Origin of the sequence: Neorhizobium sp. SHOUNA12A (genome assembly GCF_023006505.1) — a bacterium.
Classification (GTDB): Bacteria; Pseudomonadota; Alphaproteobacteria; order Rhizobiales; family Rhizobiaceae; genus Neorhizobium.
Map to the genome: position 1 here is coordinate 1 of NZ_JALBGV010000037.1, position 22,414 is coordinate 22,414.

The window sequence follows — 22,414 nt, forward strand, 5'->3', positions numbered from 1 at the left end:
GCAACCGTGGCGGCGAAAAGGGCGCAGATGCCCAGACCGCGCAGGGCGGCAGCGACGACATGGCTGATGGCGACGAGGACGGCGACGAAGGCGAGGACGATGTTTCCGAAGCCGGCGAAGCATCCGACGCAACGGTAGCCGCCGATTCGGACTCGGAAGAAAATCGCCGAAAGCGCCGCCGCCGCGGCAAGCGCGGTGGTCGCCGCAATCGCAACGGCGAGGACGGACAGGAACTGAACGCTTCGGATGACGGCGAAGCGGTCGACGAAGATGCATCCAGCGAAGACGTCGAGGTAGTGCCGGCAGCAGCCGCAGCCGAGACAGCTGAAGAGATCGCCGTCGAGGCAGTCGCGGCACCCGCCGAGGCGGAAGCTGCACCTGTCGGCAAGGCAGAAGCCAAGCCCCGCCGTTCGCGTCGTGGCAAGGCAACGACCGTCGCCGATGCCCCGGCTGCCGAAGAGGTCCCTGTGGCTGCCGCAGCTCCGGCTCCGGTGGAAACCGTCGTCGAGCAGGTCGAAGCTGCACTCGGCGAAGAGCCGCGGGCTGCCGAAATTGCTCCGGCTGCCGAAGCTCCCATCGAAGAAGCGCCGGCGGCTGAGCAGGTCGATGCCGGCGACGCGAAACCGGCTCGTGCCAATCGCGCCTCGAACATCTCCTCCTCCGCTGAGGCGGTGGTGAAGAGCTCCGATCCAGCGGCAGCGCCCGAGACCGAAGCCGATCCGTCGAAGCCCAAGAAGGCCGGCTGGTGGCAGCGCCGCGGCTTCTTCTGAGCCTGACGAGAACAGATGAAACGGCCGCGCAAAACGCGGCCGTTTTTGTTTTTGCTCTGCCTTGAACCTCAGAAACCGGATCAACTGCCTGCCGAAACGATTCCGGAAAGGCAGCCAACGTGTTGGAATCCGACTCCATTTTGTCATCCCGCCAGGCGTCATACGCAGTTGTGAACCGGTGAAAACGGCCTGGACATGATTTTGAGGTTTTTTGGAAAGCCCGACTGGCTTACTTTGGGCACAAACGACAACAATGGTGCGCGGGATTCGTGTGCCCGATCCAAGAGGATATGGATGACTCGCCTGTTCAAGACGCCCGCTTTCAAGACATTGGCCGCCGGCTCGATGCTGGCCTTCGCATTTTCCGTGGCCGCCCCGGCTGTCGCCCTGGACGACCAGCAGAAGAAGGAGATGGGCGAGTTCATCCGCCAATATCTGATCGAGAACCCGGAAGTGCTGGTCGAGGTTCAAAACGCATTGGAAGCCAAGCAGCAGACCCAGCGCGTCGAACAATCGACCAAGGCGATCGCGGACAACAAGCAGGAGATTTTCTCCTCGCCGACCGACATCACGCTCGGCAATCCGAAGGGCGACGTGACCATCGTCGAGTTTTTCGATTACAATTGCGGCTACTGCAAGCGGGCGCTCTCCGACATGGACGACATCCTTTCCAAGGACAAGAACGTCCGTTTCATCCTGAAGGAATTCCCGATCCTCGGGCCGGACTCGCTTGCAGCCCATCGGGTGGCCAACGCCGTGCGTCTGCTGGCGCCTGAGAAATATGCAAAATTCCATCGCGAACTGCTTGGCGGCAAGCCGCACGCCTCGGAAGCGACGGCCATTGCGGTCGCGAGTGCGCTTGGCGTCAAGGAAGCGGCGATCCGCAAGTCCATGGCCGATGAGCCGAACGACGATCTGGTGCGCGACGCCTATCGGATCGCCAACGCGATCGGTATCACCGGCACGCCGACCTATGTGGTCGCCGACGAAGCCGTCTTCGGCGCCGTCGGCCTCGATACGATCGAGCAGAAGGTCGCCAATGTGCGCGCCTGCGGCAAGGCGACCTGCTGACAGGGCAGGTGCCAACCAATAGATGTTCCATCGCAGTGGACTCACGGGCTTTCGGCGCGGCGGGGGCTTTCCCTTGCCGCTTCGCCGGTCTATAGGTGGCCCCTGAATTTCTGCAGGGAACCAATAGATCAGTGATGAGCAAGACGGTCTTCGTCCTCAACGGCCCCAATCTTAATATGCTGGGCAAGCGCGAGCCGGGCATTTACGGCGCTGCCACGCTGAAGGATGTCGAGAACGACTGTATTGCAGCCGGCAAGGAACTTGGCTTCGACGTCGATTTCCGCCAAAGCAATCACGAGGGCGTGCTGATCGACTGGATGCACGAGGCCAACGAAAAGGCCGTCGGCGTCGCCATCAATGCGGGCGCCTATACCCATACCTCGATCGCATTGCACGACGCCATCAAGGCGATCTCCGTGCCGGTGATCGAACTCCATATCTCGAATGTCCACGCGCGGGAGGAATTCCGCCATCATTCGATGATCGCACCGGCGGTAAAGGGCGTGATCTGCGGTTTTGGCACCGCGAGCTACATTCTGGCGCTGCACGCCTTAAAATCCATTACCGCTTGACAAGATAAACAGAACAATAGGGTTTGCCATGTCTGACAAGAAGAACGGTATCGACAAGGGACTGATCCGCGACCTCGCGAACATCCTCAACGAGACCGACCTCACCGAGATCGAAGTCGAACAGGACGATCTGCGTATCCGCGTATCCCGCGCCGGCACGATGCAGTATGTCCAGGCCCCGATCGCAGCGCCTGGCTACGCCCCGGCTGCTGCAGCCGCTCCCGTTGCTGCAGCGCCCGCCGTGCAGGACAACAAGAACGCCGTGACCGCGCCGATGGTCGGCACCATCTACCTCTCCCCGGCCCCGGGTTCGCGCGCCTTCGTTGAAGTTGGCGCCACCGTCAAGGAAGGCCAGACGCTGCTGATCATCGAAGCCATGAAGACGATGAACCAGATCCCGGCGCCGCGCTCCGGCAAGGTCACGGAAATCCTGGTCAACGACGCTCAGCCCGTCGAGTATGGCCAGCCGCTCGTCGTCATCGAGTAGGCGCATCCATGATATCCAAGATCCTCATAGCCAACCGCGGTGAAATCGCGCTTCGCGTGCTTCGCGCCTGCAAGGAACTCGGCATCGCGACCGTCGCGGTCCATTCCACCGCCGACGCCGACGCCATGCATGTGCGGCTTGCCGACGAAAGTGTGTGCATCGGCCCGCCGCCGTCGCGCGACAGCTATCTGAACATTCACCAGATCGTCGCCGCCTGCGAAATCACCGGCGCCGACGCGGTGCATCCGGGCTACGGCTTCCTGTCGGAAAACGCCAAGTTCGCGGATATCCTCGACGCGCACGGCATCACCTTCATCGGCCCGACCGCCGACCATATCCGTATCATGGGCGACAAGATCACCGCCAAGCAGACCGCGCAGGAACTCGGCATCCCCGTCGTTCCCGGTTCCGACGGCGAAGTGAAGCCCGAGAATGCGATGGAAATCGCCCGCCAGATCGGCTTCCCTGTGCTGATCAAGGCAACCGCCGGCGGCGGCGGACGCGGCATGAAGGTCGCCAAGACAGAGGCCGATCTCGACGAGGCCGTGTCGACTGCCCGTTCCGAAGCGCTCGCCGCTTTCGGCAACGATGCCGTCTACATGGAAAAATATCTCGAGAAGCCGCGCCACATCGAAATCCAGGTTGTCGGTGACGGCGAAGGCAACGCCATCCATCTCGGTGAACGCGACTGCTCGCTGCAGCGCCGCCACCAGAAGGTCTGGGAAGAAGCTAATTCCCCTGCCCTCAACGTCGAGCAGCGCATGAAGATCGGCGAAGTCTGCGCCGACGCGATGCGCAAGCTGAAATACCGCGGCGCCGGCACGATCGAGTTCCTCTACGAAAATGGCGAGTTCTATTTCATCGAAATGAACACCCGTCTTCAGGTCGAGCATCCGGTCACCGAAGCGATCACCGGCATCGACCTCGTGCACGAACAGATCCGTGTCGCCTCTGGCGGCGGCCTGTCCGTCCGCCAGGAAGATATCGTATTCTTCGGCCATGCCATCGAATGCCGCATCAATGCCGAGGATCCGCGCACCTTCGTGCCGTCGCCCGGCACGATCACGCATTTCCATGCGCCCGGCGGGCTTGGCGTGCGTGTCGATTCCGGCGCCTATGCGGGCTACAAGATCCCGCCCTACTACGACAGCTTGATCGGCAAGCTGATCGTGCATGGACGCACCCGCGTCGAATGCATGATGCGTCTGCGCCGCGTGCTGGACGAATTCGTCGTGGACGGCATCAAGACGACGCTGCCGCTGTTTCAGGACCTCGTCGACAATCCGGATATCGCCAATGGCGATTATGACATTCACTGGCTGGAAAACTACCTCGCCGGCGACAAGACGCATTAGGGAGATCGATGGCAGGGCGGCGTGGCAGATATTACCCGGCGATAACCCCGGAAATCCTGCTGCGCGCCTATTCCATCGGCCTCTTTCCGATGGCCGAATCCGCCGACGACCCGGAAATCTTCTGGGTCGAACCGGAAATGCGCGGCATCCTGCCGCTCGACGGCTTCCACGTTTCGAAAAGCCTGGCCAAGGCGGCCCGCAAGACGCCGCTCGACATCCGCTTCGACACGGCATTCGAGCGGGTGATCGCCTTCTGCGCCGAGCCCGCCGGCGACCGGCCGAGTACCTGGATCAACTCCACCATCCGCAAGCTTTATATCGAACTGCACCGCATGGGCCACGCGCATAGCGTCGAGGCCTTCGAGGGCGATGAACTGGTCGGCGGCCTTTATGGCGTTTCGCTCGGCTCCGCCTTCTTCGGCGAGAGCATGTTTTCGAGGCGCACGAACGCCTCCAAGATCTGCCTCGTGCACCTTGTCGAGCGGCTCCGGCAAAACGGCTTCACCCTGCTCGACACGCAGTTCACCACCGAACATCTAAAGACGTTCGGCGCGATCGACATCCCCAAGGACGACTATCTCAAGCTCTTGAGAACTGCGGTCGATTCACCGCATCTGAAATTCTGACGGGGAATCAGTTGGTCGCCTTCGGCGGCGGCACGTCGGACTTCTGTTTGCAGCCGGTCAGCCAGACGTCGTAGATCGGATGCTCGACGGCGTTGAGGCCGGGGCTGTCGGCGAACATCCAGCCGGTGAAGATCCGGCGAATCTTGCGGTCAAGGGTGATCTCGTCGACTTCCACGAAACCATCGATTTTCTGGGCTTCCGTCTCGTCGCGAGAATAACAAACCTTTGGCGTCACCTGCAGCGCGCCGTATTGAACGGTCTCGTTGACATAGACGTCGAATGTAGTGATGCGGCCGGTGATCTTGTCGATGCCGGCAAAGACCGCGACCGGATTATTCAGCCGCGCTGCAGACACACCATCCGCCGCAAGCACGGATGCAAGCGCGATCAATGCGCCGACCATTGGCTTGCGTGGAAAAACCGTCATCAATCCCATTATGCTTCCCGTCCCGGCGATCCCGTCGGCGTCGAGACCTAGAGTGCGATTGTGGCCAAAACAGGTGTCAGTTGCCGGGCGTCCAGGCATCGTAATCGCCTGTGACGCAGGGGCGTTCGCCGGTGGCGGCAAGCGAGCCCTGCGGGTGATAGGCAAGCGGCGTGCCGGTGGCATTCAGCTTGTGCGCCTTTTCCCATTCCCGAGCCTTGTAATCTTCCTGCGACGGAGCAACGTCGGTGCGATAATGCATCCAGCCATGCCAGCCCGGCCCGATTGCGGAAGCTTCTGCGTAATTCTTATAGATCACCCAACGCTTCGGCTTGCCCCAGGAAGTCATCGGGCCTTCGTAATAGATGTTGCCGAGCTCGTCTTCGCCGACCTTCTTGCCGAAGCGCCAGGTGAAGAACCGGGTGCCCATGGTCTGTCCGTTCCACCAGGTGAAGATCTGCAGCAGGAGGTTTTTCATGGATGTTCCGTCGGCTTGGCAAACAGGATGACGATCAAAGTGGTTGATCCGCTTATGCCGCTTGACGACTTCGATGTCCAGTGATTCCAAATGTCGCGCACGGTCATTTGAGCTTCATCTTGAAGCCGAAATGGCTTCTGGCGAAGCCGAGCCGCTCATAGAAGCGATGCGCGTCGGTGCGGGCCATGTTGGAGGTGAGTGCGACCTGGCGGCAACCGCGGCGCCTGGCTTCCTCGATCGCATGATGGATCATCTGACCGCCGATGCCCTTGCCGCGCATGTCGCCGCGCGTCTGCACCGCCTCGATGATCATCGACAGCGATCCCCGACCCGTCAGCGTGCGATTGAAGAGGATCTGGAACGTGCCGACCACTTCGCCTTCCAGTTCGGCAACGAAAAGCTGTTCGTTCTGCGAGGCATCGATGACGTTGAAGGCGCGCAGGTAGTCGTCGAAGGCGGCCTCGTCCGTCGTGTCGCCATGGCCTCCGACGTCATCTGCGGCAAACAGGTCGATGAGCTCGGGAAGATCTGCTTGCCGCGCTCTGCGGATGACGATGTCGGCCATGCAAAAAGTCCTCCTCGGGTGGGTCAGCGCAACTCCAGCCGCTTCTCCATGATGATCGCCGGCAGGCCGGAATTGGGGGCACCCCACTCCTCCATCCTGTCGACCTCGGAAAACCCGAGCCTCTCGTAGAAGGACATCGCGCGCACGTTCGGCAGCGCCACCTCGACCCGCATGATCTCGGCATCCGGAAAACAGGTTTCGAGTTCGGCGAAGATGTCGCGGCCGATGCCCTCGTTCTGGCAGGACGGCTTGACGTAGAGCTGGTGCAGCATCGCCGTCTTCACCATTTTCGGATACATGGCGGCATAACCGATGCCGCCGATATCCTTGCCGTTGTCGGCGACCAGGAATTCGCCGCCGCGCTTCTGGATGCGCGCCTTGACGGCGCCTGGAGAATGCCAGCCGTCGACCATTCTCCTGACCTTGTCGGCCCCGTAGAACGGATCGTAGGTGTCGTGAAAAGTCGCCGCCAGCAGGGCGCGGATCTGCTCGACGTCAGCTTCACCGGCGGTGCGGACGAAGTAGACCATCGGGCCTACTCCTCTTCGATCCCGAGCTTCGCCTTGACCAGTGCCTGGACGGCCTGCGGATTGGCCTTGCCGCCGGTCGACTTCATCACCTGGCCGACGAACCAGCCGGCGAGCGTGGGTTTGGCCTTGACCTTGGCGACCTGGTCCGGATTGGCAGCGATGATCTCGTCGACGGCGGCCTCGATCGCGCCGGTATCGGTGACCTGCTTCATGCCGCGGCTCTCGACGAGTTCGGCGGGGTCACCGCCTTCGGTCCAGACGATTTCAAACAGGTCCTTGGCGATCTTGCCGGAGATCGTGCCATCGGCGATCAGATCGAGGATGCCCCCCAGTTGCGCGGGAACGACTGGCGTTTCCTCAATCGACTTGCCGGCCTTGTTGAGCGCGCCGAGCAGGTCGTTGATTACCCAGTTAGCAGCAAACTTCCCATCTCTTTCGACCGCTACCGGTGCTCTCTTCAACACCATTTGGCCGGGAAATACGTCTTTAACAGTTGGGTGGAGAACCCTCTCATAATAGTCTGCGATAGCCTTTTCGGACACCAGAACCGAGGCGTCGTAGATCGACAGGCCGAGCTCACGCACGAAACGGGCCTTCTTGTCGTCCGGCAGTTCCGGCAGGTGCCGTTCCAGTTCGGCAATGAAGGCATCGTCGAACTCGAGCGGCAGCAGGTCCGGGTCCGGGAAATAACGATAGTCGTGCGCGTCTTCCTTGGAGCGCATCGAGCGCGTCTCGCCCTTGTTCGGGTCGAAAAGGCGGGTCTCCTGGTCGATCGAGCCGCCGTCTTCGAGAATGCCGATCTGGCGGCGGGCTTCGTATTCGATCGCCTGGCCGATGAAGCGGATTGAGTTGACGTTCTTGATCTCGCAACGGGTGCCGAATTCACCGCCGGGCTTGCGCACCGAGACGTTGACGTCTGCGCGCATCGAGCCTTCGTCCATGTTGCCGTCGCAGGTGCCGAGGTAGCGCACGATCGAGCGAAGCTTGGTCATGTAGGCCTTCGCTTCGTCGGAAGAGCGCATATCGGGCTTGGAGACGATCTCCATCAGAGCCACGCCGGAGCGGTTCAGGTCCACATAGGACATGGTCGGATGCTGGTCGTGCATCGATTTGCCGGCGTCCTGTTCGAGATGCAGGCGCTCAATGCCGATCTCGATATCCTCGAACTGACCCTGGCGGTCCGGGCCGAGCGAGATGACGATCTTGCCTTCGCCGACGATCGGATCCTTGAACTGGGAAATCTGATAGCCCTGCGGCAGGTCCGGGTAGAAATAGTTCTTGCGGTCGAACAACGAACGCTTGTTGATCGCAGCCTTCAGGCCAAGCCCGGTGCGCACCGCCTGCTTGATGCATTCCTCGTTGATGACCGGCAGCATGCCGGGCATGGCCGCATCGACGAGCGAGACGTTGGAATTGGCCGGCTTGCCGAACTCGGTCGAGGCGCCGGAGAAAAGCTTCGAATTGGAAAGGACCTGAGCGTGCACCTCCATGCCGATGATGACTTCCCAATCGCCTGTGGCGCCGGGAATGAAGCGTTTCGGATCGGGCGTGCGGACGTCGACAAGGGTCATCTGATGCTCGTGAAATGGTCTCGATTGCGTTTTCTGGAGGTAGAGCAAATGGCGCGGACGTGCAAGCTTAACCGACGTTTTGAAGCTGGCGGCCCGATCTAGAAGCTCGGCCCGTAAGTATCCGGCGCCTCGAGGACGAGGCGCTTGGACAGGCCGACCGATTGCACGTCGCGATCGATCTTCGGGGAATAGCTGGTGGAGAGCCAGTTGATGGAATAACCCTGCTTTTCGAAAAAGCCGATCGCTTCGGTATTGCGGGCATGGGTCTCGACGCGGGCGACTTCAAAACCCTGGTGGACGATCTCGGCCTCGATCTCGACGAGCAGTGCGCGGCCGAGCCCCTGCCCCTTGAAGGACGGATCGATCCAGAAATCGGAGATCAGTTCATCGAGTTTTTCACGCGCCGCCCAGCCAGCGACATTGCCGCCCTGCTCGATGACGGTGATGGTCAGCCAGGAGGAGCGCGTGAAATTCTGGAAGGCGGTGCGGGCGCCGGAGCGCATGTCGGTCATCTCGCCGATCGACATCATGGCCTTTTCCCAGGAGCGGAAGCCGATTTCCGCCAGGATATCCACCTCGTCCTCACGCGCATTGCGAATATGGGCCATAACTTCCCCTGTTGCAGACTCAGTAGACCACTGAGTCTGCGCTTTGACCAGTGCAACATATAGGGCGTTTCCGTCAGGTGCTTGACGCCCGCGGAAAACCCGCCTAGTGCGGATTTCGTATCGATGGAGTTTTGATGTTCTCTTCCGTAGAGACCCGGTAAGGGGCCGGCCTCGCTCTTAAAGCCGCGCCGGCCCAGACAAAAACGAGAACCCCGACGTCACGCGACGCCGGCAACGTTTTTGTGCGCTCGTTCACGAGCGCTTCTCCGGACATCAAGACAATGGATATTTCCCGCGCCGAACAGCGCATCCTCCACCTGCTCGCCCAGGGCGGCAGGATCGAGATCACCCGCGACGACAACAGGAAGATCGAAAAGCTGCAACTTGTCACCCGCGAAGGCTGGGCCTTTTCAGGCCTCGACCTCGTCACGTTTCGAAAGCTCAAGCAGAAGAAGGCGATCAAATCGCAAGGCGGCAAGCCTTACCGCATCACCGAAAGGGGACTGGTGCTGGTGAGGGCCGAGCAGGATAATCGGTAATAAAAAACGAAGGCCGGTCTTCTCGATGGAGACCGGCTTTCCATCCAGCGCAAGCTCTATCCGCCCCAAGAAGACTGAACCCACCTCAGGCCTAAGCGGAAAGCTCGGCGCGCATCGCCGCCCATTCGTCGCCGACCGAGCCCGTGCGTCGCTTGCCGGCGCGGCGGTACCAGTAGTTGGCGTTCGAGTCGTCGCCTTCGATGTGGTGGCAGAGCGCGTGGCCCCAGTCGAACGGCTGTTCGCCCTCATGCGCCTGGCAGATTTCGTGCACCGCCTGCCAGTCCACACCCATGGTGAAACCATTGGCCGCGAGGCGATCAAAAGCCTCGATTAATCCTGCCAGATCTGTCTTAGCCATGAACCACCTCCCCGGCGCCCGCCCGATGATCGGCGGCCGTCATCTTTAGGATGATCAGTCCGCTTACCACCACTTCGTCGGCGTGAACCGGCCGGCGGCCTGTTCGATGACATGAGCGGTGCGGAACAGAGTTTCTTCCTCGAACGGCTTGCCGATCAGCTGCAGGCCGAGCGGCAGGCCCTTGGCGTCGAGGCCGGCGGGAACGGCGATGCCCGGCAGGCCGGCCATGTTGACCGTTACCGTAAAAATGTCGTTGAGGTACATCTTGACCGGATCGGACGCGAGGTCCTCGTCGGCGATGCCGAAGGCCGACGACGGGGTGGCGGGCGTCAGGATTGCATCCACGCCGGCGTCGAAGACGATCTCGAAGTCGCGCTTGATCAGCGTGCGGACTTTTTGCGCCTGCAGATAATAGGCGTCGTAATAACCGGCCGACAGAACGTAGGTGCCGATCATGATGCGGCGCTTGACCTCGGTGCCGAAGCCGGCGGCGCGGGTCTTTTCGTACATGTCGACGATGTCCTTGCCGTCGACGCGCAGGCCGTAACGAACGCCGTCGTAACGGGCGAGGTTCGACGAGGCTTCGGCAGGAGCGACGATGTAATAGGCCGGCAGCGCGTATTTGGTGTGCGGCAGGGTGATGTCGACGATCTCGGCACCGGCATCCTTCAGCCAGGCAATGCCTTGAGCCCAAAGTTTTTCGATCTCTTCCGGCATGCCTTCGACGCGGTATTCTTTCGGAATGCCGATCTTCATGCCCTTGAGCGACTGGCCGAGCGAGGCTTCGTAATCCGGAACCGGCAGGTCGACCGAGGTGGTGTCCTTGGCATCGACCGACGCCATCGACCGCAGCATGATCGCTGCGTCGCGCACGTCGCGGGCGATCGGGCCGGCCTGGTCGAGCGAGGATGCGAAGGCAACGGTGCCCCAGCGCGAGCAGCGTCCATAGGTCGGCTTGATGCCGACGGTGCCGGTGAAGGCGGCCGGCTGGCGGATCGAGCCGCCGGTATCGGTGGCGGTCGCACCTGCGCAGAGGAATGCGGACACCGCAGCGGCCGAGCCGCCGGAAGAGCCGCCCGGAACCAGCTGCTGGTTCGAGCCCTTCGCTTTCCACGGATTGACGACCGCACCGTAATGCGAGGTCTCGTTGGAGGAGCCCATCGCGAACTCGTCCATGTTGAGCTTGCCGAGCATGACCGCGCCGTCGTCCCAGAGGTTCTGGGTGACGGTCGATTCGTATTTCGGCAGGAAACCGTCGAGGATATGGCTGCAGGCCTGGGTGTGGACGTCGCGGGTGGCGAACAGGTCCTTGATGCCGAGCGGAATGCCTTCGAGCGCGCCGACCTGGCCCGCGGCGCGGCGGGCGTCGGAAGCCTTCGCCATGCCGAGCGCCTTTTCCGGCGTCACCGCCACATAGGCGTTGAACACCGAGTTGGCGGCGTCGATCGCGGAAAGATAGGCCTCGGTCAGCTCGACCGAGGTGAATTCCCTGGCTTTGAGCTTTTCGCGGGCTTCGGCAATGGTGAGGCTGGTGAGTTCGGTCATGGGCTCTTCAAACGGTTCGAATACGAGGAGGAGGTTCGGCGGAGCGCTATCCAGCGCTCACTCGACGACCTTCGGCACCAGGAAAAAATTGTGGTCGGTGGAAGGCGCATTGGCGACGATATCGTCGGCCTTGTCGCCATCGGTGACATTGTCGGGGCGCTTGCGCATGTTCATCGGGGTCACCGATGTCATCGGCTCGACACCCGTGACATCGACTTCGGAAAGCTGCTCGACGAAATTGATGATGCCGTTCAGCTCGCCGACCATGCGATTGGCATCTTCCTCGGTGACCGCAATGCGGGCAAGGCGCGCGACGCGCTTGACGGTGGCGAGATCGACGGACATGGCATAACTCCGATGGGAAATTTCCCCTTCGCTATAATGGCCATGTCTGCCCTTCGCAACAGGGAGCGCACCTCAATTTGCGAAGGGCGGGCAGCCTGAAAGGATGCTGTTCAGAAGGTCAGGCTGCCGCCCGGAGCCGGCGTCTCGACCCGGGTGCGCGAACCTTCCATGCCCTTGACGAACTTTTCCGGCGTCTGATCGACGCCCGGCAGGCCATAATGGCAGGGCAGCGCATGCTTGAAATCGAAGAAACGCTGGCAGGAGAGCGCCGCCACCGCGCCGCCCATGGTGAAGCGGTCGCCGATCGGCACGATGCCGATATCCGGCTGGTGCAGTTCATTGATCAGGGCCATGTCCGAGAAGATGTCGGTATCGCCCATGTGGAGGACGGAGGGCTCGTCGTCGAAATGTAGCATCAGGCCGTTTGCGTTGCCGAGGCAGTGCGAAACGCCGTCTTCGGTCAGCGAGGCAGACGAGTGCAGCGCATTGGTGAAGGTGGCGGTGAACCCTTCGAAACCGACCGTGCCGCCGGTATTGCCCATTTCGAGCTTCTCGACGCCCTTCTTGGCCAGCCAGACGCCGAGGTCATAGTTGGCGAGAACGACGGCACCGGTTTCCTTGGCGATCTGAACCGTATCGCCGACATGGTCGCCATGGCCGTGGGTCAGCAGGATATGGGTCAGCCCTTCGGCGGCAGCCTTGATGTCCTGGCCGGCAAAGGCGGGGTTATAGGTCAGGAACGGGTCGACCAGGATCTTGGCCTTGGCGGTCTCGATGCGGAAGGCGGCATGGCCGAGCCAGGTGATCTTCATGGAAAACTCTCCTTCAATATAGTGTGGATAATAACGACACATAGCCGATATGAGGCTAAAGGGAAGTGGGACAGAGGGTGGGACAAAACCCGCTTTTGAGACCCTGTTTGGATCCCGAGGATGAAGAACGCATGACAGTGATGACGATCGAGGAACTGGCCGAAGCCCTGCAGCCCGCACAGGCGATCGCCGGGCTCGACCTCGGCACCAAGACGATCGGGCTCGCCATGTCGGATCTTGGCCGGCGCTTTGCCACCCCGCGGCCGGTCATCAAACGGGTGAAGTTCACCAAGGATGCGGAAGTTCTGCTCGCTTTTGCCGAGAAGGAGAAAGTGGCGGGCTTCGTCATCGGCTTGCCGACCAACATGGACGGCTCGGCCGGTCCGAGGGTGCAGGCGACCCGCGCCTTCGTGCGCTCGATGGCGGAAAAGACCGCCCTGCCCTTCGTCTTCTGGGACGAGCGTCTCTCAACGGTCGCCGCCGAACGGGCGCTTCTGGAAATGGACGTGTCGCGGGCCAAACGTGCCGAGCGGATCGATTCCGCCGCGGCGAGCTTCATTCTTCAGGGAGCGCTCGACAGGCTCTCTTCGCTTGGCAGGGAGACCGATTTCGCAAGCTGACGCTTCTGCCACCAGGCGGCGATCTCGCGGCGCTTGCGGAAGGTGACGATGGCGAACACGACTAGGCTGTCGAAAACCATGGCACGCGCCACCAAAGGCGGAATGGTTTCCGGCGGAATGCCGAGGATATTGCCGTAGATCTGGAAGACCAGGTCATGGGTCTGGCGGGTTAGCATGAAGAAGCCAAAGCTCATGTCGTAGTAGGAAAGCCCGTACCAGCTGGACAGCAGCAGGACCGGGCCGGCCCACAAAATCAGGAACCACTTCATGCGGTTCTCCCCCTTAGCTCGACGGGATAAACATCCAGAGACACGAGCCATCTCGATAGAGCCATAAGGCTCAGGACCAGTGCGGGAACGGCAATATCAAGTGCCAGCGCCGCGAAGATCGTCGTCATGACAAGCAGCAATACCTTGTCCCTGATTGTGGTTCCCATACGCGGATACTCGGCAAACGTTGTAGTTAACAGTGCGTTAACGTGGAACTTAAGCCCGCAGGGATTTGCCGCAACGGAAACCGGGGGAAATGGTTAATTTCGCAAGCGTGCCTGTGGATAGAGCAGGTCAGGCTGCCGGCGATTTCGGCTTCTTCGGGATATACGGACCACCGGTTTCGCCCCACCCCCATTCGGGCATCGGCGCATGCTCGTAAACCTTGGCTCCAGGCTGCGAATTGGCAACGGCAAGCCGCGTTCCCCATTCGAGATAGCCGACCAGAGCGGACGTGAACTCCGGATCTGCCGGAAGCCCGAGATCCGTATAGGTGTCGAGCAGAATATTGATCCATCGCCGGCGCATCGGCTCGGTCAGATGTCTTTCAAGATGATGGCGTACCATCGCCGGATGACCGCCGCGTTGTTCCGAATAGAGTTTCGGTCCGCCGATGACCTCGGCAATGAACATTGCAACATGCTCGGGATGGTTCTTGTCCATGCCGGCAAAGACCGGCCCGAGCAGGTCATCCGCCGGGACGCGACGATAGAACTCCGTCGTTAGCCGCAGCAGCGCATCGAAGCCGCCGATCCATTCATATAGCGTCGGTACGGTCATGGTCGTTCCCTCGTCTTCCGAAGAGATATGAGGCGGACGTCATGGCTTCAAGACTTGGCCGCCGATCAGCCATAGATCGCGCGAACCAGGCGGCGGAGCGCGTTGCCGACCTTGTCCCAGTCCTTCTCGGTCTTCAGCGCCAGACCGGCGAACTGGCCGCTGACTGCAGCCGATATCACCAGGTGCTGGATCGCCGCAAACAGCAGCGCATTGGTGGTCGCGGCATCGACGCCCTTCGGCGGCGTCAGCGAGCCGCGCATCTTCTCAAGCCATTTGCCGAGCGCCTTGGTTCGAGCCTCCGACAGCCGGCGGACCTGCGGCGTGTCCTGCGAGACCTCCCAGGCGACGATCTTGCAGACCAGCGGATCGTCGCGCAGCGCCTCCATGAAATAGATGGAGAGCTTCTCCATCAGGTCGCCATAGGTCAGCAGGAACATGCCGCCGGTATCTTCCGGGATGCGATCCTTGACCCAGGTGCCGAGATCGGCGCCGATCGCCTCGATCAGCCCGTCGAGACCGCCATAATATCGATAGATGAGTTGTTTGTCGCAGCCGGCGCGGCGCGCCACGGCGTTGATGCCGAAACCCTGGAACCCCTGTTCGGCGAGCAGCGCGCGGGCGGCCAGGAAGATCGCCCGCTCGGTGCCGGCGCGGCTGCGCACTTTCGCGACCGAACCTTCTTGCGCTGTGACTTCAGGGATCTGGAGCATTTTCCGCCTGTTTCGGTTTCGTCTTGACCCACCGCGATAGTCCCGGCGATCAACCGCCGCAAGCGGTCTTGGTGGCCATGCACAGGATTGCGCGCGCCGGACTTGAATTCGCGCGCCCTTGCATTGCACTATCGGCATGCGAGGACTAACGAGATCGTAGTCTCCCACCGACGTGCCCTCCTCCATGCTCATCGTCTTCCAAAGCGTTCTGCCGATTTTCCTGCTGGTTCTCCTCGGCATGGGATTAAAACGCGCGCCGATCATCAATCCCGACTTTTGGGACGGGCTCGAACAGTGCAGTTACTGGGTGCTTTTTCCGGCCCTGTTGTTCTCGACCATGGCCAAGGCGGATTTTTCGAATACCGAAAACCTGACGGTCAGTTTCGCGGCGATCGTTTCTGTTCTGGTGATGTCGGGCGGCTTGCTGCTGGCATGGCCGCTACTGCGGAACCTGCGCGTCGGCGGACCGGCCTATACGTCGCTCTTCCAGACCGCGACGCGCTGGAATGCGTTCATGGCGCTGGCGATCGCCGCAAAGACCTACGGCCAGCAGGGCCTGACCATGGTTGGCCTGGTGATGGCGGCGATCATCATCCCGCTCAATTTCATCAACGTGACGGTGCTGCTGTGGTTCTCCGGCCACGACCGGAACTACAGGGCAATTCTCTACAGGATCTGTACCAATCCGCTGATCCTCTCGACGGCGTTCGGCATCATCGTCAATCTCATCGGTATCCCGATCTATGAGCCGGTGATGGTGACGGTCGATCTCCTGTCGCAGGCGTCGCTGAGCCTCGGCCTGATCACGGTCGGCGCCGGTCTCAGGATCATGGACGCGCTGAGACCGCGGCCAATCACCCTCCTCGCCGTCGTTCTGAAGCTGATCGCGTTCCCGATCGTTGCCGTCGGTGTCGGCGCATTGTGTGGAGTCCAGGGCAACGGGCTCGTCCTCCTGGCACTGAGTGCCGCGGTGCCGACCGCAATGAACGGTTATCTGCTTGCAAAGCAGCTGAATGGCGATGCGGACATGTATGCTGCGGCGGCAACCCTGCAGGTCGTCGCCTCGTTCCTCACCATTCCGGTTGTGATGACGGTCGTCGCCTACGTCGCGGCTGGATAAAGCAGGTCGACGATATAGCGGGCGTCGAACCGGGCATCGAGCATGCCGTAAGTCGAGCGCCAGCCGCCGGCGAGCCGCGTTTCCAGGAAAGCATCGGCGATTTTGCCGGCGCCGAGCCGCACCAGTTCGGCTGCCGCAGCCGCAAGTGCCAGCTGTTCTACCAGAAGCCGGGCAGCGCCCTCGTCGGTTTCGCAGAGCGCCATGGCGGCGCGCAGCACTTCGACCGTCTTTTTGCCCGCAGGACCAAGATCCCGTTCGAAACCGGCAAGCACCGTGTTGAACAGGTCCCGCCCCCGCGACAGGACCCGGAGCACGTCGAGCGCCATCACGTTGCCGGAACCTTCCCAGATCGCGTTGACCGGAGCCTCGCGATAGTGCCGGGCGATCGGCCGTTCCTCGATATAGCCGTTGCCGCCGATGCATTCCATCGCTTCGTAGATCAGCGACGGCGCAATCTTGCAGTTCCAGTATTTGATGACCGGCGTCATGACCCGGGCAAAAGCCGCGTCGGCCGGATTGCTGGCGGCGCGATCGAAGGAATCGGCGAGCCTGAAAGCGAGCGCTGTCGCGGCAGCCACATCAAGCGCCATGTCGGCGAGCACCCGCGTCATCAGCGGCTGGTCTACCAGCTTCTTGCCGAACACACTGCGGCCACGGGTGTGGTGGACCGCTTCGGCGAGCGAGGCGCGCATGATACCGGCAGATGCCAGCGCGCAGTCAAGCCGCGTCAGGGTCACCATGTCGAGAATGGTGCGGATGCCGCCGCCCGGCTCGCCCAGCAGATAACCGAAGGCATCGGTGAACTCGACTTCGGAAGAGGCGTTAGAGCGGTTGCCGACCTTGTCCTTCAGGCGCTGGAACTGCAGGCCGTTCGCCGACCCATCCTCCAGCAGCCGCGGCACGAGGAAGCAGCCGATCCCGTCGCCGGTCTTTGCCAGCATGACGAAACCGTCGCTCATCGGCGCCGACATGAACCACTTGTGACCGGAGAGCCGGTAGATGCCCTCGCCGACGCGTTCGGCGGTCGAGCGGTTGGCGCGCACGTCCGTGCCGCCCTGCTTCTCGGTCATGCCCATGCCAAGGGTGACCGCGCTCTTCTGCAAGGCAGGGCGATTCGTCGAATCGTATTTGCGCGACAGGATTTTTGGCGCCCATTCCTTCTGGACGCGAGGCGAGGCCATCAGCGCGGCGATCGAGGCGCTGGTCATGGTCAGCGGGCACAAATGGCCGCATTCGAGCTGCGCCGACAGATAGAAACGCGTCGCCCGCGCCTTATGCTCGTGGCCCTTGGCTTCCGGAATGTTTTCCCAGACGGAGGAATGCAGGCCGGTCTGCATCGAACGGCGCATCAGCGCGTGCCACGCCGGGTGGAACTCGACGACGTCGAGCCGCTCGCCGCGCGGACCGTGGGTCTTCAGCTTCGGAGGGTTCTCGTTCGCCATGCGCGCCAGTTCCTGCGCCTCCGGCGAGGTGACGTAACGGCCGAGCTGGTCGTATTCCTCGCGGATGGTGCGGTTCAGCGTGCTCGTCAGGTCGACGACCAGCGGATCGGATCGGTAGGCATTGATGCCGGACCAGGGTTTTGGCTGGTTCAGTTCGGCAAATTTTTCTTCGGCGCGCGACATCTGGTTCATGAAACGGGTTCTAGCGGAAGTTACCGGGCCTGGGAACGGCGCCCGTTCAGGATTTCTGGCGTTCTCAACAAAAGGCCGCACCCGCGTCGAGAAACCGCTGCGAGCGACAATGGACAAACAAGCAGTGAGATAAGTCCCTCGCCCGCTTGCAGCGCTTGTCGGCAGTCATTATAGACCGCCGAACGCAAGCGGAGACGTGTCCATGGTCTTCTTCCCTCATCGCCATCTGATTGGCATCAAGGGCCTTACCGAACAAGACATCACCTTTCTTCTCGACAAGGCCGACGAGGCCGTGAAGATTTCCAGGCAGCGGGAGAAAAAGACCTCCACGCTGCGCGGACTCACCCAGATCAATCTGTTCTTCGAAGCTTCCACCCGTACACAATCGTCCTTCGAGCTCGCCGGCAAACGTCTCGGCGCCGATGTGATGAACATGTCGGTCGGCAATTCCTCGGTGAAAAAGGGCGAGACGCTGATCGATACGGCGATGACGCTCAACGCCATGCGCCCGGACGTGCTGGTGCTGCGTCATTCTTCGGCCGGTGCCGCCGCACTTCTGGCGCAAAAGGTCGCCTGCTCTGTCATCAATGCCGGCGACGGCCAGCACGAGCATCCGACCCAGGCGCTGCTCGACGCGCTGACCATCCGCCGCGCCAAGGGCAAGCTGTCGCGCATCATCGTCGCCATCTGCGGCGATGTTCTGCATTCGCGGGTCGCTCGCTCCAATATCCTCCTGCTCAACGCCATGGGCGCGCGGGTTCGCGTGGTGGCGCCTTCGACGCTGCTGCCCTCCGGCATCAGGGACATGGGCGTCGAGGTCTTCCACTCCATGGAAGAGGGTCTCAAGGATGCCGACGTGGTGATGATGCTGCGCCTGCAGCGCGAGCGCATGGCCGGCGCCTTCGTGCCGTCGGTGCGCGAATATTTCCGCTTCTACGGGCTCGACGCCGAAAAGCTGAAGGCCGCCAGGCCAGATGCGCTCGTCATGCATCCCGGCCCGATGAACCGCGGCGTCGAGATCGCCTCCGAGGTGGCCGATGGTCCGCAAAGCGTCATCGAGCAACAGGTGGAAATGGGGGTCGCGGTGCGCATGGCCGTGATGGAGGCCCTGCTCATCTCCCAGAACCAGGGAGAACGCGCATGACCCCGACCGTCCTCAAGAACCTCCGCATCATCGACCCGTCGCGCAATCTCGACGAGACCGGCACGATCATCATCGGCGCTGACGGCCGCATCCTTGCATCGGGCAAGGATGCCCAGAACCAGGGCGCACCAGAAGGTGCGACGATCCGGGACTGCCAGGGCCTCGTCGCGACACCTGGCCTGGTCGATGCCCGCGTCTATGTCGGCGAACCGGGCGCCGAGCATACCGAAACGATCGAATCGGCAAGCCGGGCTGCGGCAGCCGGCGGCATCACCTCCTTCATCATGATGCCTGACACCGACCCTGTGATCGACGATATCGCGCTCGTCGAATTCGTGCAGAAGACGGCCCGCGACAAGGCGGTCGTCAACGTCCATCCCGCCGCCGCCCTCACCAAGGGGCTTGCCGGCAAGGAGATGACCGAGATCGGCCTGCTGCAGCAGTCGGGCGCCGTCGCCTTCACCAACGGCCGGCATGGGCTTTCCGATACGCTGCTCCTGCGCCGCATAATGACCTATGCGCGCGAATTTGATGCGGTCGTCTCGCTGGAACTGCGCGAAAAATACCTCGGCAACGGTGTGATGAACGAAGGTCTGTTCGCCAGCTGGCTCGGCCTGTCCGGCGTGCCGAAGGAAGCGGAGATCATCCCGCTCGAACGGGACTTGAGGATCGCCGGCCTGACGCGGGCGAAATATCATGCGGCGAAGATTTCCGTGGCGGAATCGGCCGAAGCGATGCGCGTCGCCCGCACCCGCGGCGCCAACGCCACCTGCGGCGTCTCGATCAACCATCTGGCGCTTAACGAGAACGACATCGGCGAGTACCGCACCTTCTTCAAGCTGTCGCCGCCGCTGCGCTCCGAGGACGATCGCGTCGCGATGGCCGACGCTCTTGCCGACGGCACGATCGATATCATCGTCTCTTCGCATGATCCGCAGGACGTCGATACCAAGCGCCTGCCGTTTGCCGATGCCGAGGACGGCGCGATCGGGCTGGAGACGCTGCTCGCCGCAGCGCTGCGCCTGCACCATGACGGTCGCGTGCCGCTGATGCGTCTGATCGATGCGATGTCGACCCGGCCGGCGCAGATCTTTGGGCTCGATGCCGGCACGCTGAAGCCCGGCGCCAAGGCCGATATCACGCTGATCGACCTCGACGAGCCTTGGATCGTTTCAAAGGATATGATCTTGTCGCGGTCGAAGAATACGCCGTTCGAGGACGCGCGTTTCTCGGGCCGCGCCGTCGCCACCTATGTGGCCGGCAAGTGCGTCTATACGCTTTAAGGGGAGCACGGGCGTGAGTGAACTCTTCAACTGGCAGATCACCCTGCCGATCGCGCTGGCCGCACTGGTGTTCGGCTATCTGCTCGGTTCCATTCCCTTCGGCCTGATCCTCACCCGTGCGGCGGGCCTCGGCGATATCCGCTCGATCGGATCGGGCAATATCGGCGCCACCAACGTGCTGCGCACCGGCAACAAGAAGCTCGCGGCCGCCACCCTGCTGCTCGACGCACTGAAGGCGACCGTCGCCGCGCTGGTCGCCTGGTATCTGTTCGGGAAAGAAGCCGGGCTGCTTGCCGGTTTTGCAGCCTTTATGGGCCATCTCTTCCCGGTCTGGCTCGGCTTCAAGGGCGGCAAGGGCGTCGCCACCTATATCGGCACGCTGCTTGGCGTCGCGCCGTGGATGGTGCTGGTGTTTGCGGCGATCTGGCTCGGCGTCGCCAGGATCAGCAAATATTCGTCGCTCGCCGCTCTGGTTGCAACCCTTGTCATTCCGGTTGTGCTGTGGTTCTTAAACGAGCCGAAGATCGCGCTGGTCATGGCCGTCATGACGGTGATTTCCTGGTGGAAGCATGAAGCCAACATCAAGCGGTTGATCGCCGGCACAGAAAGCAGGATCGGCCAAAAGGGATAGACCGGGGGAAACAATGCCGGACGGCAGCGCGAAACGAACAGGAATTGCGCTGACGGAGAGGCAGAGGATCGCCTGGCTGAGGCTGATCCGCTCCGACAATGTCGGCCCCGCCACATTCAGAGACCTCATCAATCATTGCGGCTCGGCGGAAAACGCGCTTGCCATGCTGCCGGAACTTTCCGCCCGCGGCGGAGCGACCAGGGCGATTCGGATTGCCGGCGTGCAGGAGGCCGAACGCGAGCTTGAGGCGGCGCATCGCTTTGGCGCTCGCTTCGTCGGCATCGGCGAACCCGACTATCCGCCGGCGCTTCGTCAGATCGAAGGCGCCCCACCGCTTCTGGCCATGAAGGGCGACCTTTCAGCCGCAACGCGCCCGTCCGTCGGCGTCGTCGGATCGCGCAATGCCTCTATATCGGGCGCCAAGTTCGCGGCGATGATCGCAAGGGATTGCGGCCGCGCCGGTTATACGGTGACGTCAGGCCTTGCCCGCGGCATCGATACCGCCGCCCATCGCGCCAGCCTGGAAACCGGAACAATCGCAGTGCTCGCCGGCGGGCTCGACCAGCCCTATCCGCCGGAAAACATCCCTTTGCTCGAGGAAATCACCGAGGGCGCCGGCCTTGCGGTCAGCGAAATGCCATTCGGCTGGGAACCCCGTGCGCGGGATTTCCCTCGCCGAAACCGGCTGATATCCGGCATTTCGCTGGGGGTGGTGGTGATCGAGGCGGCGGAGCGCTCGGGCTCGCTGATCACCGCAAGAATTGCGACTGATTTCGGACGTCTGGTCTTTGCCGTGCCCGGTTCGCCGCTCGATCCGCGCTGCCACGGCACCAACGGGCTCCTGAAACAGGGCGCGATCGTCACCACAGGATCGGCCGATGTGATCGAGGCGCTTGCGCCGCTGTCACAACTCGATCTCTTCAACCAGCCGATGGTCGAAGAACCGAAGGAGGGCGGCGAGATGCTGCCGCCCAATGACGACGACCGGGCGGTCATCGTCTCGGCGCTCGGGCCGACACCAGTCGATGTCGACGATATCATCCGCCACACCGGCCTGCCCGCCTCGTCCGTCTATCTCGTGCTGCTGGAACTCGATCTCGCCGCCCGGCTGCATCGCCACGCCGGCGGAATGGTCTCACTCGCGATGGAAGACTGAACGGGGGCGCCTGCCCGCCTGGACGTCTCCCGCCTCCACATAGGCCATTTCGATGAGGTAGCAGAGCATGTCCGCGCCCTCTCCCAAGGCGACCTGCCGGAGTTCCCCCAGCATCTGCCTTATATAGGCGATATTTTCCCTGGTATCGTCGTCACGCCGGCCATTCGCCTCACCCCGAGAAACCATATTCTGTCCTCTCAAAAAAAGCCGACCGTCAGTCCAAATAAATTCACCTTGAGGTATGCTGCGGACCATATCGCATTTATTTAAGATTGCAACCAATTGTATATCTTCCCCAGGTTGCATCTCGTTGTACCCTATAATTTGGCACACGCCCCTTGACCGCGAGGCAAACGCCCTCCATGTCGGGAGGTCAGATTTCCGCCTGGACCGTAACGGTGCCGGGGCAAG

At 61.9% G+C, this 22,414-nt stretch carries 27 protein-coding genes and 1 pseudogene; 13 read left to right on the forward strand and 15 right to left on the reverse strand.

Annotated features, from left to right (window positions below; all coding sequences use genetic code 11):
• The 6 genes and pseudogenes from MOV63_RS17395 to aat form a co-directional block, all read left to right on the forward strand.
• Positions 1-770: pseudogene (locus MOV63_RS17395) on the forward strand (ribonuclease E/G); the annotation flags it as partial.
• Positions 771-1,064: 294 nt separating this feature from the next.
• The gene (locus MOV63_RS17400; RefSeq protein WP_247035206.1) at positions 1,065-1,841 is read left to right on the forward strand and encodes a DsbA family protein; all 777 of its coding nucleotides are present in this window, start codon (positions 1,065-1,067) and stop codon (positions 1,839-1,841) included.
• Positions 1,842-1,975: 134 nt separating this feature from the next.
• Positions 1,976-2,413: a type II 3-dehydroquinate dehydratase gene (gene aroQ / locus MOV63_RS17405; protein ID WP_247035207.1), complete on the forward strand. Its 438-nt coding sequence runs from the start codon at positions 1,976-1,978 to the stop codon at positions 2,411-2,413.
• A gap of 28 nt (positions 2,414-2,441) precedes the next feature.
• A complete protein-coding gene (gene accB / locus MOV63_RS17410) occupies positions 2,442-2,900 on the forward strand; it encodes an acetyl-CoA carboxylase biotin carboxyl carrier protein (RefSeq protein ID WP_038542081.1) in 459 nt (152 codons plus the stop codon).
• A gap of 8 nt (positions 2,901-2,908) precedes the next feature.
• The gene (accC, locus tag MOV63_RS17415) at positions 2,909-4,255 is read left to right on the forward strand and encodes an acetyl-CoA carboxylase biotin carboxylase subunit (protein ID WP_038542079.1); all 1,347 of its coding nucleotides are present in this window, start codon (positions 2,909-2,911) and stop codon (positions 4,253-4,255) included.
• An 8-nt stretch (positions 4,256-4,263) separates the two neighbouring features.
• Entirely contained in the window at positions 4,264-4,881 is a 618-nt protein-coding gene (aat, locus tag MOV63_RS17420) for a leucyl/phenylalanyl-tRNA--protein transferase (protein ID WP_247035212.1), read from the forward strand.
• A gap of 7 nt (positions 4,882-4,888) precedes the next feature.
• On the opposite strand, the gene MOV63_RS17425 is transcribed toward aat, so the two are convergent.
• The 6 genes from MOV63_RS17425 to MOV63_RS17450 all read right to left on the reverse strand — a co-directional run bounded on the left by MOV63_RS17425 (position 4,889) and on the right by MOV63_RS17450 (position 9,057).
• Positions 4,889-5,308 (reverse strand): DUF2155 domain-containing protein, encoded by a 420-nt coding sequence (locus MOV63_RS17425; RefSeq protein WP_037081092.1) that lies wholly within the window; start codon positions 5,306-5,308, stop codon positions 4,889-4,891.
• 76 nt (positions 5,309-5,384) lie between these two features.
• Entirely contained in the window at positions 5,385-5,783 is a 399-nt protein-coding gene (locus MOV63_RS17430; protein WP_247035214.1) for an NADH:ubiquinone oxidoreductase subunit NDUFA12, read from the reverse strand.
• Between the two features lie 103 nt (positions 5,784-5,886).
• Positions 5,887-6,348, reverse strand: coding sequence for a GNAT family N-acetyltransferase (locus MOV63_RS17435; RefSeq protein ID WP_247035216.1), 462 nt, complete (start codon positions 6,346-6,348; stop codon positions 5,887-5,889).
• Between the two features lie 23 nt (positions 6,349-6,371).
• Positions 6,372-6,878 carry a GNAT family N-acetyltransferase gene (locus tag MOV63_RS17440; RefSeq protein WP_038542070.1) on the reverse strand — a complete coding sequence of 169 codons (507 nt, stop codon included), beginning with the start codon at positions 6,876-6,878 and terminating at the stop codon, positions 6,372-6,374.
• Between the two features lie 5 nt (positions 6,879-6,883).
• Complete coding sequence (gene gatB, locus MOV63_RS17445; RefSeq protein WP_247035218.1) at positions 6,884-8,449, reverse strand: Asp-tRNA(Asn)/Glu-tRNA(Gln) amidotransferase subunit GatB; 1,566 nt, start codon at positions 8,447-8,449, stop codon at positions 6,884-6,886.
• A 98-nt stretch (positions 8,450-8,547) separates the two neighbouring features.
• The gene (locus MOV63_RS17450) at positions 8,548-9,057 is read right to left on the reverse strand and encodes a GNAT family N-acetyltransferase (RefSeq protein ID WP_038542067.1); all 510 of its coding nucleotides are present in this window, start codon (positions 9,055-9,057) and stop codon (positions 8,548-8,550) included.
• Between the two features lie 281 nt (positions 9,058-9,338).
• Between MOV63_RS17450 and MOV63_RS17455 the strand changes: the two genes are divergently transcribed.
• Positions 9,339-9,596 (forward strand): YjhX family toxin, encoded by a 258-nt coding sequence (locus MOV63_RS17455; protein ID WP_007775772.1) that lies wholly within the window; start codon positions 9,339-9,341, stop codon positions 9,594-9,596.
• 91 nt (positions 9,597-9,687) lie between these two features.
• On the opposite strand, the gene MOV63_RS17460 is transcribed toward MOV63_RS17455, so the two are convergent.
• From MOV63_RS17460 to MOV63_RS17475, 4 genes are all read right to left on the reverse strand, one after another.
• Positions 9,688-9,954 (reverse strand): hypothetical protein, encoded by a 267-nt coding sequence (locus MOV63_RS17460; RefSeq protein WP_247035220.1) that lies wholly within the window; start codon positions 9,952-9,954, stop codon positions 9,688-9,690.
• A 63-nt stretch (positions 9,955-10,017) separates the two neighbouring features.
• Positions 10,018-11,499, reverse strand: a complete 1,482-nt coding sequence (gene gatA, locus MOV63_RS17465; protein WP_247035222.1) for an Asp-tRNA(Asn)/Glu-tRNA(Gln) amidotransferase subunit GatA — start codon at positions 11,497-11,499, stop codon at positions 10,018-10,020.
• Positions 11,500-11,556: 57 nt separating this feature from the next.
• Positions 11,557-11,844 carry an Asp-tRNA(Asn)/Glu-tRNA(Gln) amidotransferase subunit GatC gene (gene gatC, locus MOV63_RS17470; protein WP_247035223.1) on the reverse strand — a complete coding sequence of 96 codons (288 nt, stop codon included), beginning with the start codon at positions 11,842-11,844 and terminating at the stop codon, positions 11,557-11,559.
• Between the two features lie 110 nt (positions 11,845-11,954).
• Positions 11,955-12,656 carry a metal-dependent hydrolase gene (locus tag MOV63_RS17475; protein WP_247035225.1) on the reverse strand — a complete coding sequence of 234 codons (702 nt, stop codon included), beginning with the start codon at positions 12,654-12,656 and terminating at the stop codon, positions 11,955-11,957.
• A gap of 131 nt (positions 12,657-12,787) precedes the next feature.
• On the opposite strand from MOV63_RS17475, the gene ruvX reads away from it, so the two are divergent.
• The gene (ruvX, locus tag MOV63_RS17480) at positions 12,788-13,276 is read left to right on the forward strand and encodes a Holliday junction resolvase RuvX (RefSeq protein ID WP_247035233.1); all 489 of its coding nucleotides are present in this window, start codon (positions 12,788-12,790) and stop codon (positions 13,274-13,276) included.
• Here the strand turns inward: ruvX and MOV63_RS17485 are convergent.
• From MOV63_RS17485 to MOV63_RS17495, 3 genes are all read right to left on the reverse strand, one after another.
• On the reverse strand, positions 13,219-13,545 hold the full coding sequence (locus tag MOV63_RS17485; RefSeq protein ID WP_247035235.1) for a DUF6105 family protein: 327 nt from the start codon (positions 13,543-13,545) through the stop codon (positions 13,219-13,221). The genes ruvX and MOV63_RS17485 overlap by 58 nt on opposite strands.
• A 294-nt stretch (positions 13,546-13,839) precedes the next feature.
• A complete protein-coding gene (locus tag MOV63_RS17490) occupies positions 13,840-14,325 on the reverse strand; it encodes a group II truncated hemoglobin (protein WP_247035238.1) in 486 nt (161 codons plus the stop codon).
• Positions 14,326-14,390: 65 nt separating this feature from the next.
• Positions 14,391-15,035, reverse strand: a complete 645-nt coding sequence (locus MOV63_RS17495; protein WP_038542049.1) for a TetR/AcrR family transcriptional regulator — start codon at positions 15,033-15,035, stop codon at positions 14,391-14,393.
• Positions 15,036-15,219: 184 nt separating this feature from the next.
• Between MOV63_RS17495 and MOV63_RS17500 the strand changes: the two genes are divergently transcribed.
• Positions 15,220-16,155 (forward strand): AEC family transporter, encoded by a 936-nt coding sequence (locus MOV63_RS17500; protein ID WP_247035240.1) that lies wholly within the window; start codon positions 15,220-15,222, stop codon positions 16,153-16,155.
• Here MOV63_RS17500 and MOV63_RS17505 read toward each other — a convergent pair.
• Positions 16,137-17,789, reverse strand: a complete 1,653-nt coding sequence (locus MOV63_RS17505) for an acyl-CoA dehydrogenase family protein (protein WP_046609962.1) — start codon at positions 17,787-17,789, stop codon at positions 16,137-16,139. The genes MOV63_RS17500 and MOV63_RS17505 overlap by 19 nt on opposite strands.
• Positions 17,790-17,991: 202 nt before the next feature.
• Between MOV63_RS17505 and MOV63_RS17510 the strand changes: the two genes are divergently transcribed.
• From MOV63_RS17510 to dprA, 4 genes are read left to right on the forward strand one after another with little or no spacing between them, the layout of a single operon-like run.
• Positions 17,992-18,933, forward strand: coding sequence for an aspartate carbamoyltransferase catalytic subunit (locus MOV63_RS17510; RefSeq protein WP_247035242.1), 942 nt, complete (start codon positions 17,992-17,994; stop codon positions 18,931-18,933).
• Complete coding sequence (locus MOV63_RS17515) at positions 18,930-20,216, forward strand: dihydroorotase (protein WP_038585748.1); 1,287 nt, start codon at positions 18,930-18,932, stop codon at positions 20,214-20,216. The genes MOV63_RS17510 and MOV63_RS17515 overlap by 4 nt, the downstream gene beginning before the upstream one ends.
• Entirely contained in the window at positions 20,185-20,847 is a 663-nt protein-coding gene (plsY, locus tag MOV63_RS17520) for a glycerol-3-phosphate 1-O-acyltransferase PlsY (protein ID WP_046600124.1), read from the forward strand. The genes MOV63_RS17515 and plsY overlap by 32 nt, the downstream gene beginning before the upstream one ends.
• A 13-nt stretch (positions 20,848-20,860) precedes the next feature.
• The gene (gene dprA, locus MOV63_RS17525) at positions 20,861-22,003 is read left to right on the forward strand and encodes a DNA-processing protein DprA (protein WP_038585746.1); all 1,143 of its coding nucleotides are present in this window, start codon (positions 20,861-20,863) and stop codon (positions 22,001-22,003) included.
• Here the strand turns inward: dprA and MOV63_RS17530 are convergent.
• Positions 21,983-22,189: a hypothetical protein gene (locus MOV63_RS17530; RefSeq protein ID WP_038593145.1), complete on the reverse strand. Its 207-nt coding sequence runs from the start codon at positions 22,187-22,189 to the stop codon at positions 21,983-21,985. The two genes, dprA and MOV63_RS17530, sit on opposite strands and share 21 nt — an antisense overlap.
• Between the last annotated feature and the right edge of the window lie 225 nt (positions 22,190-22,414).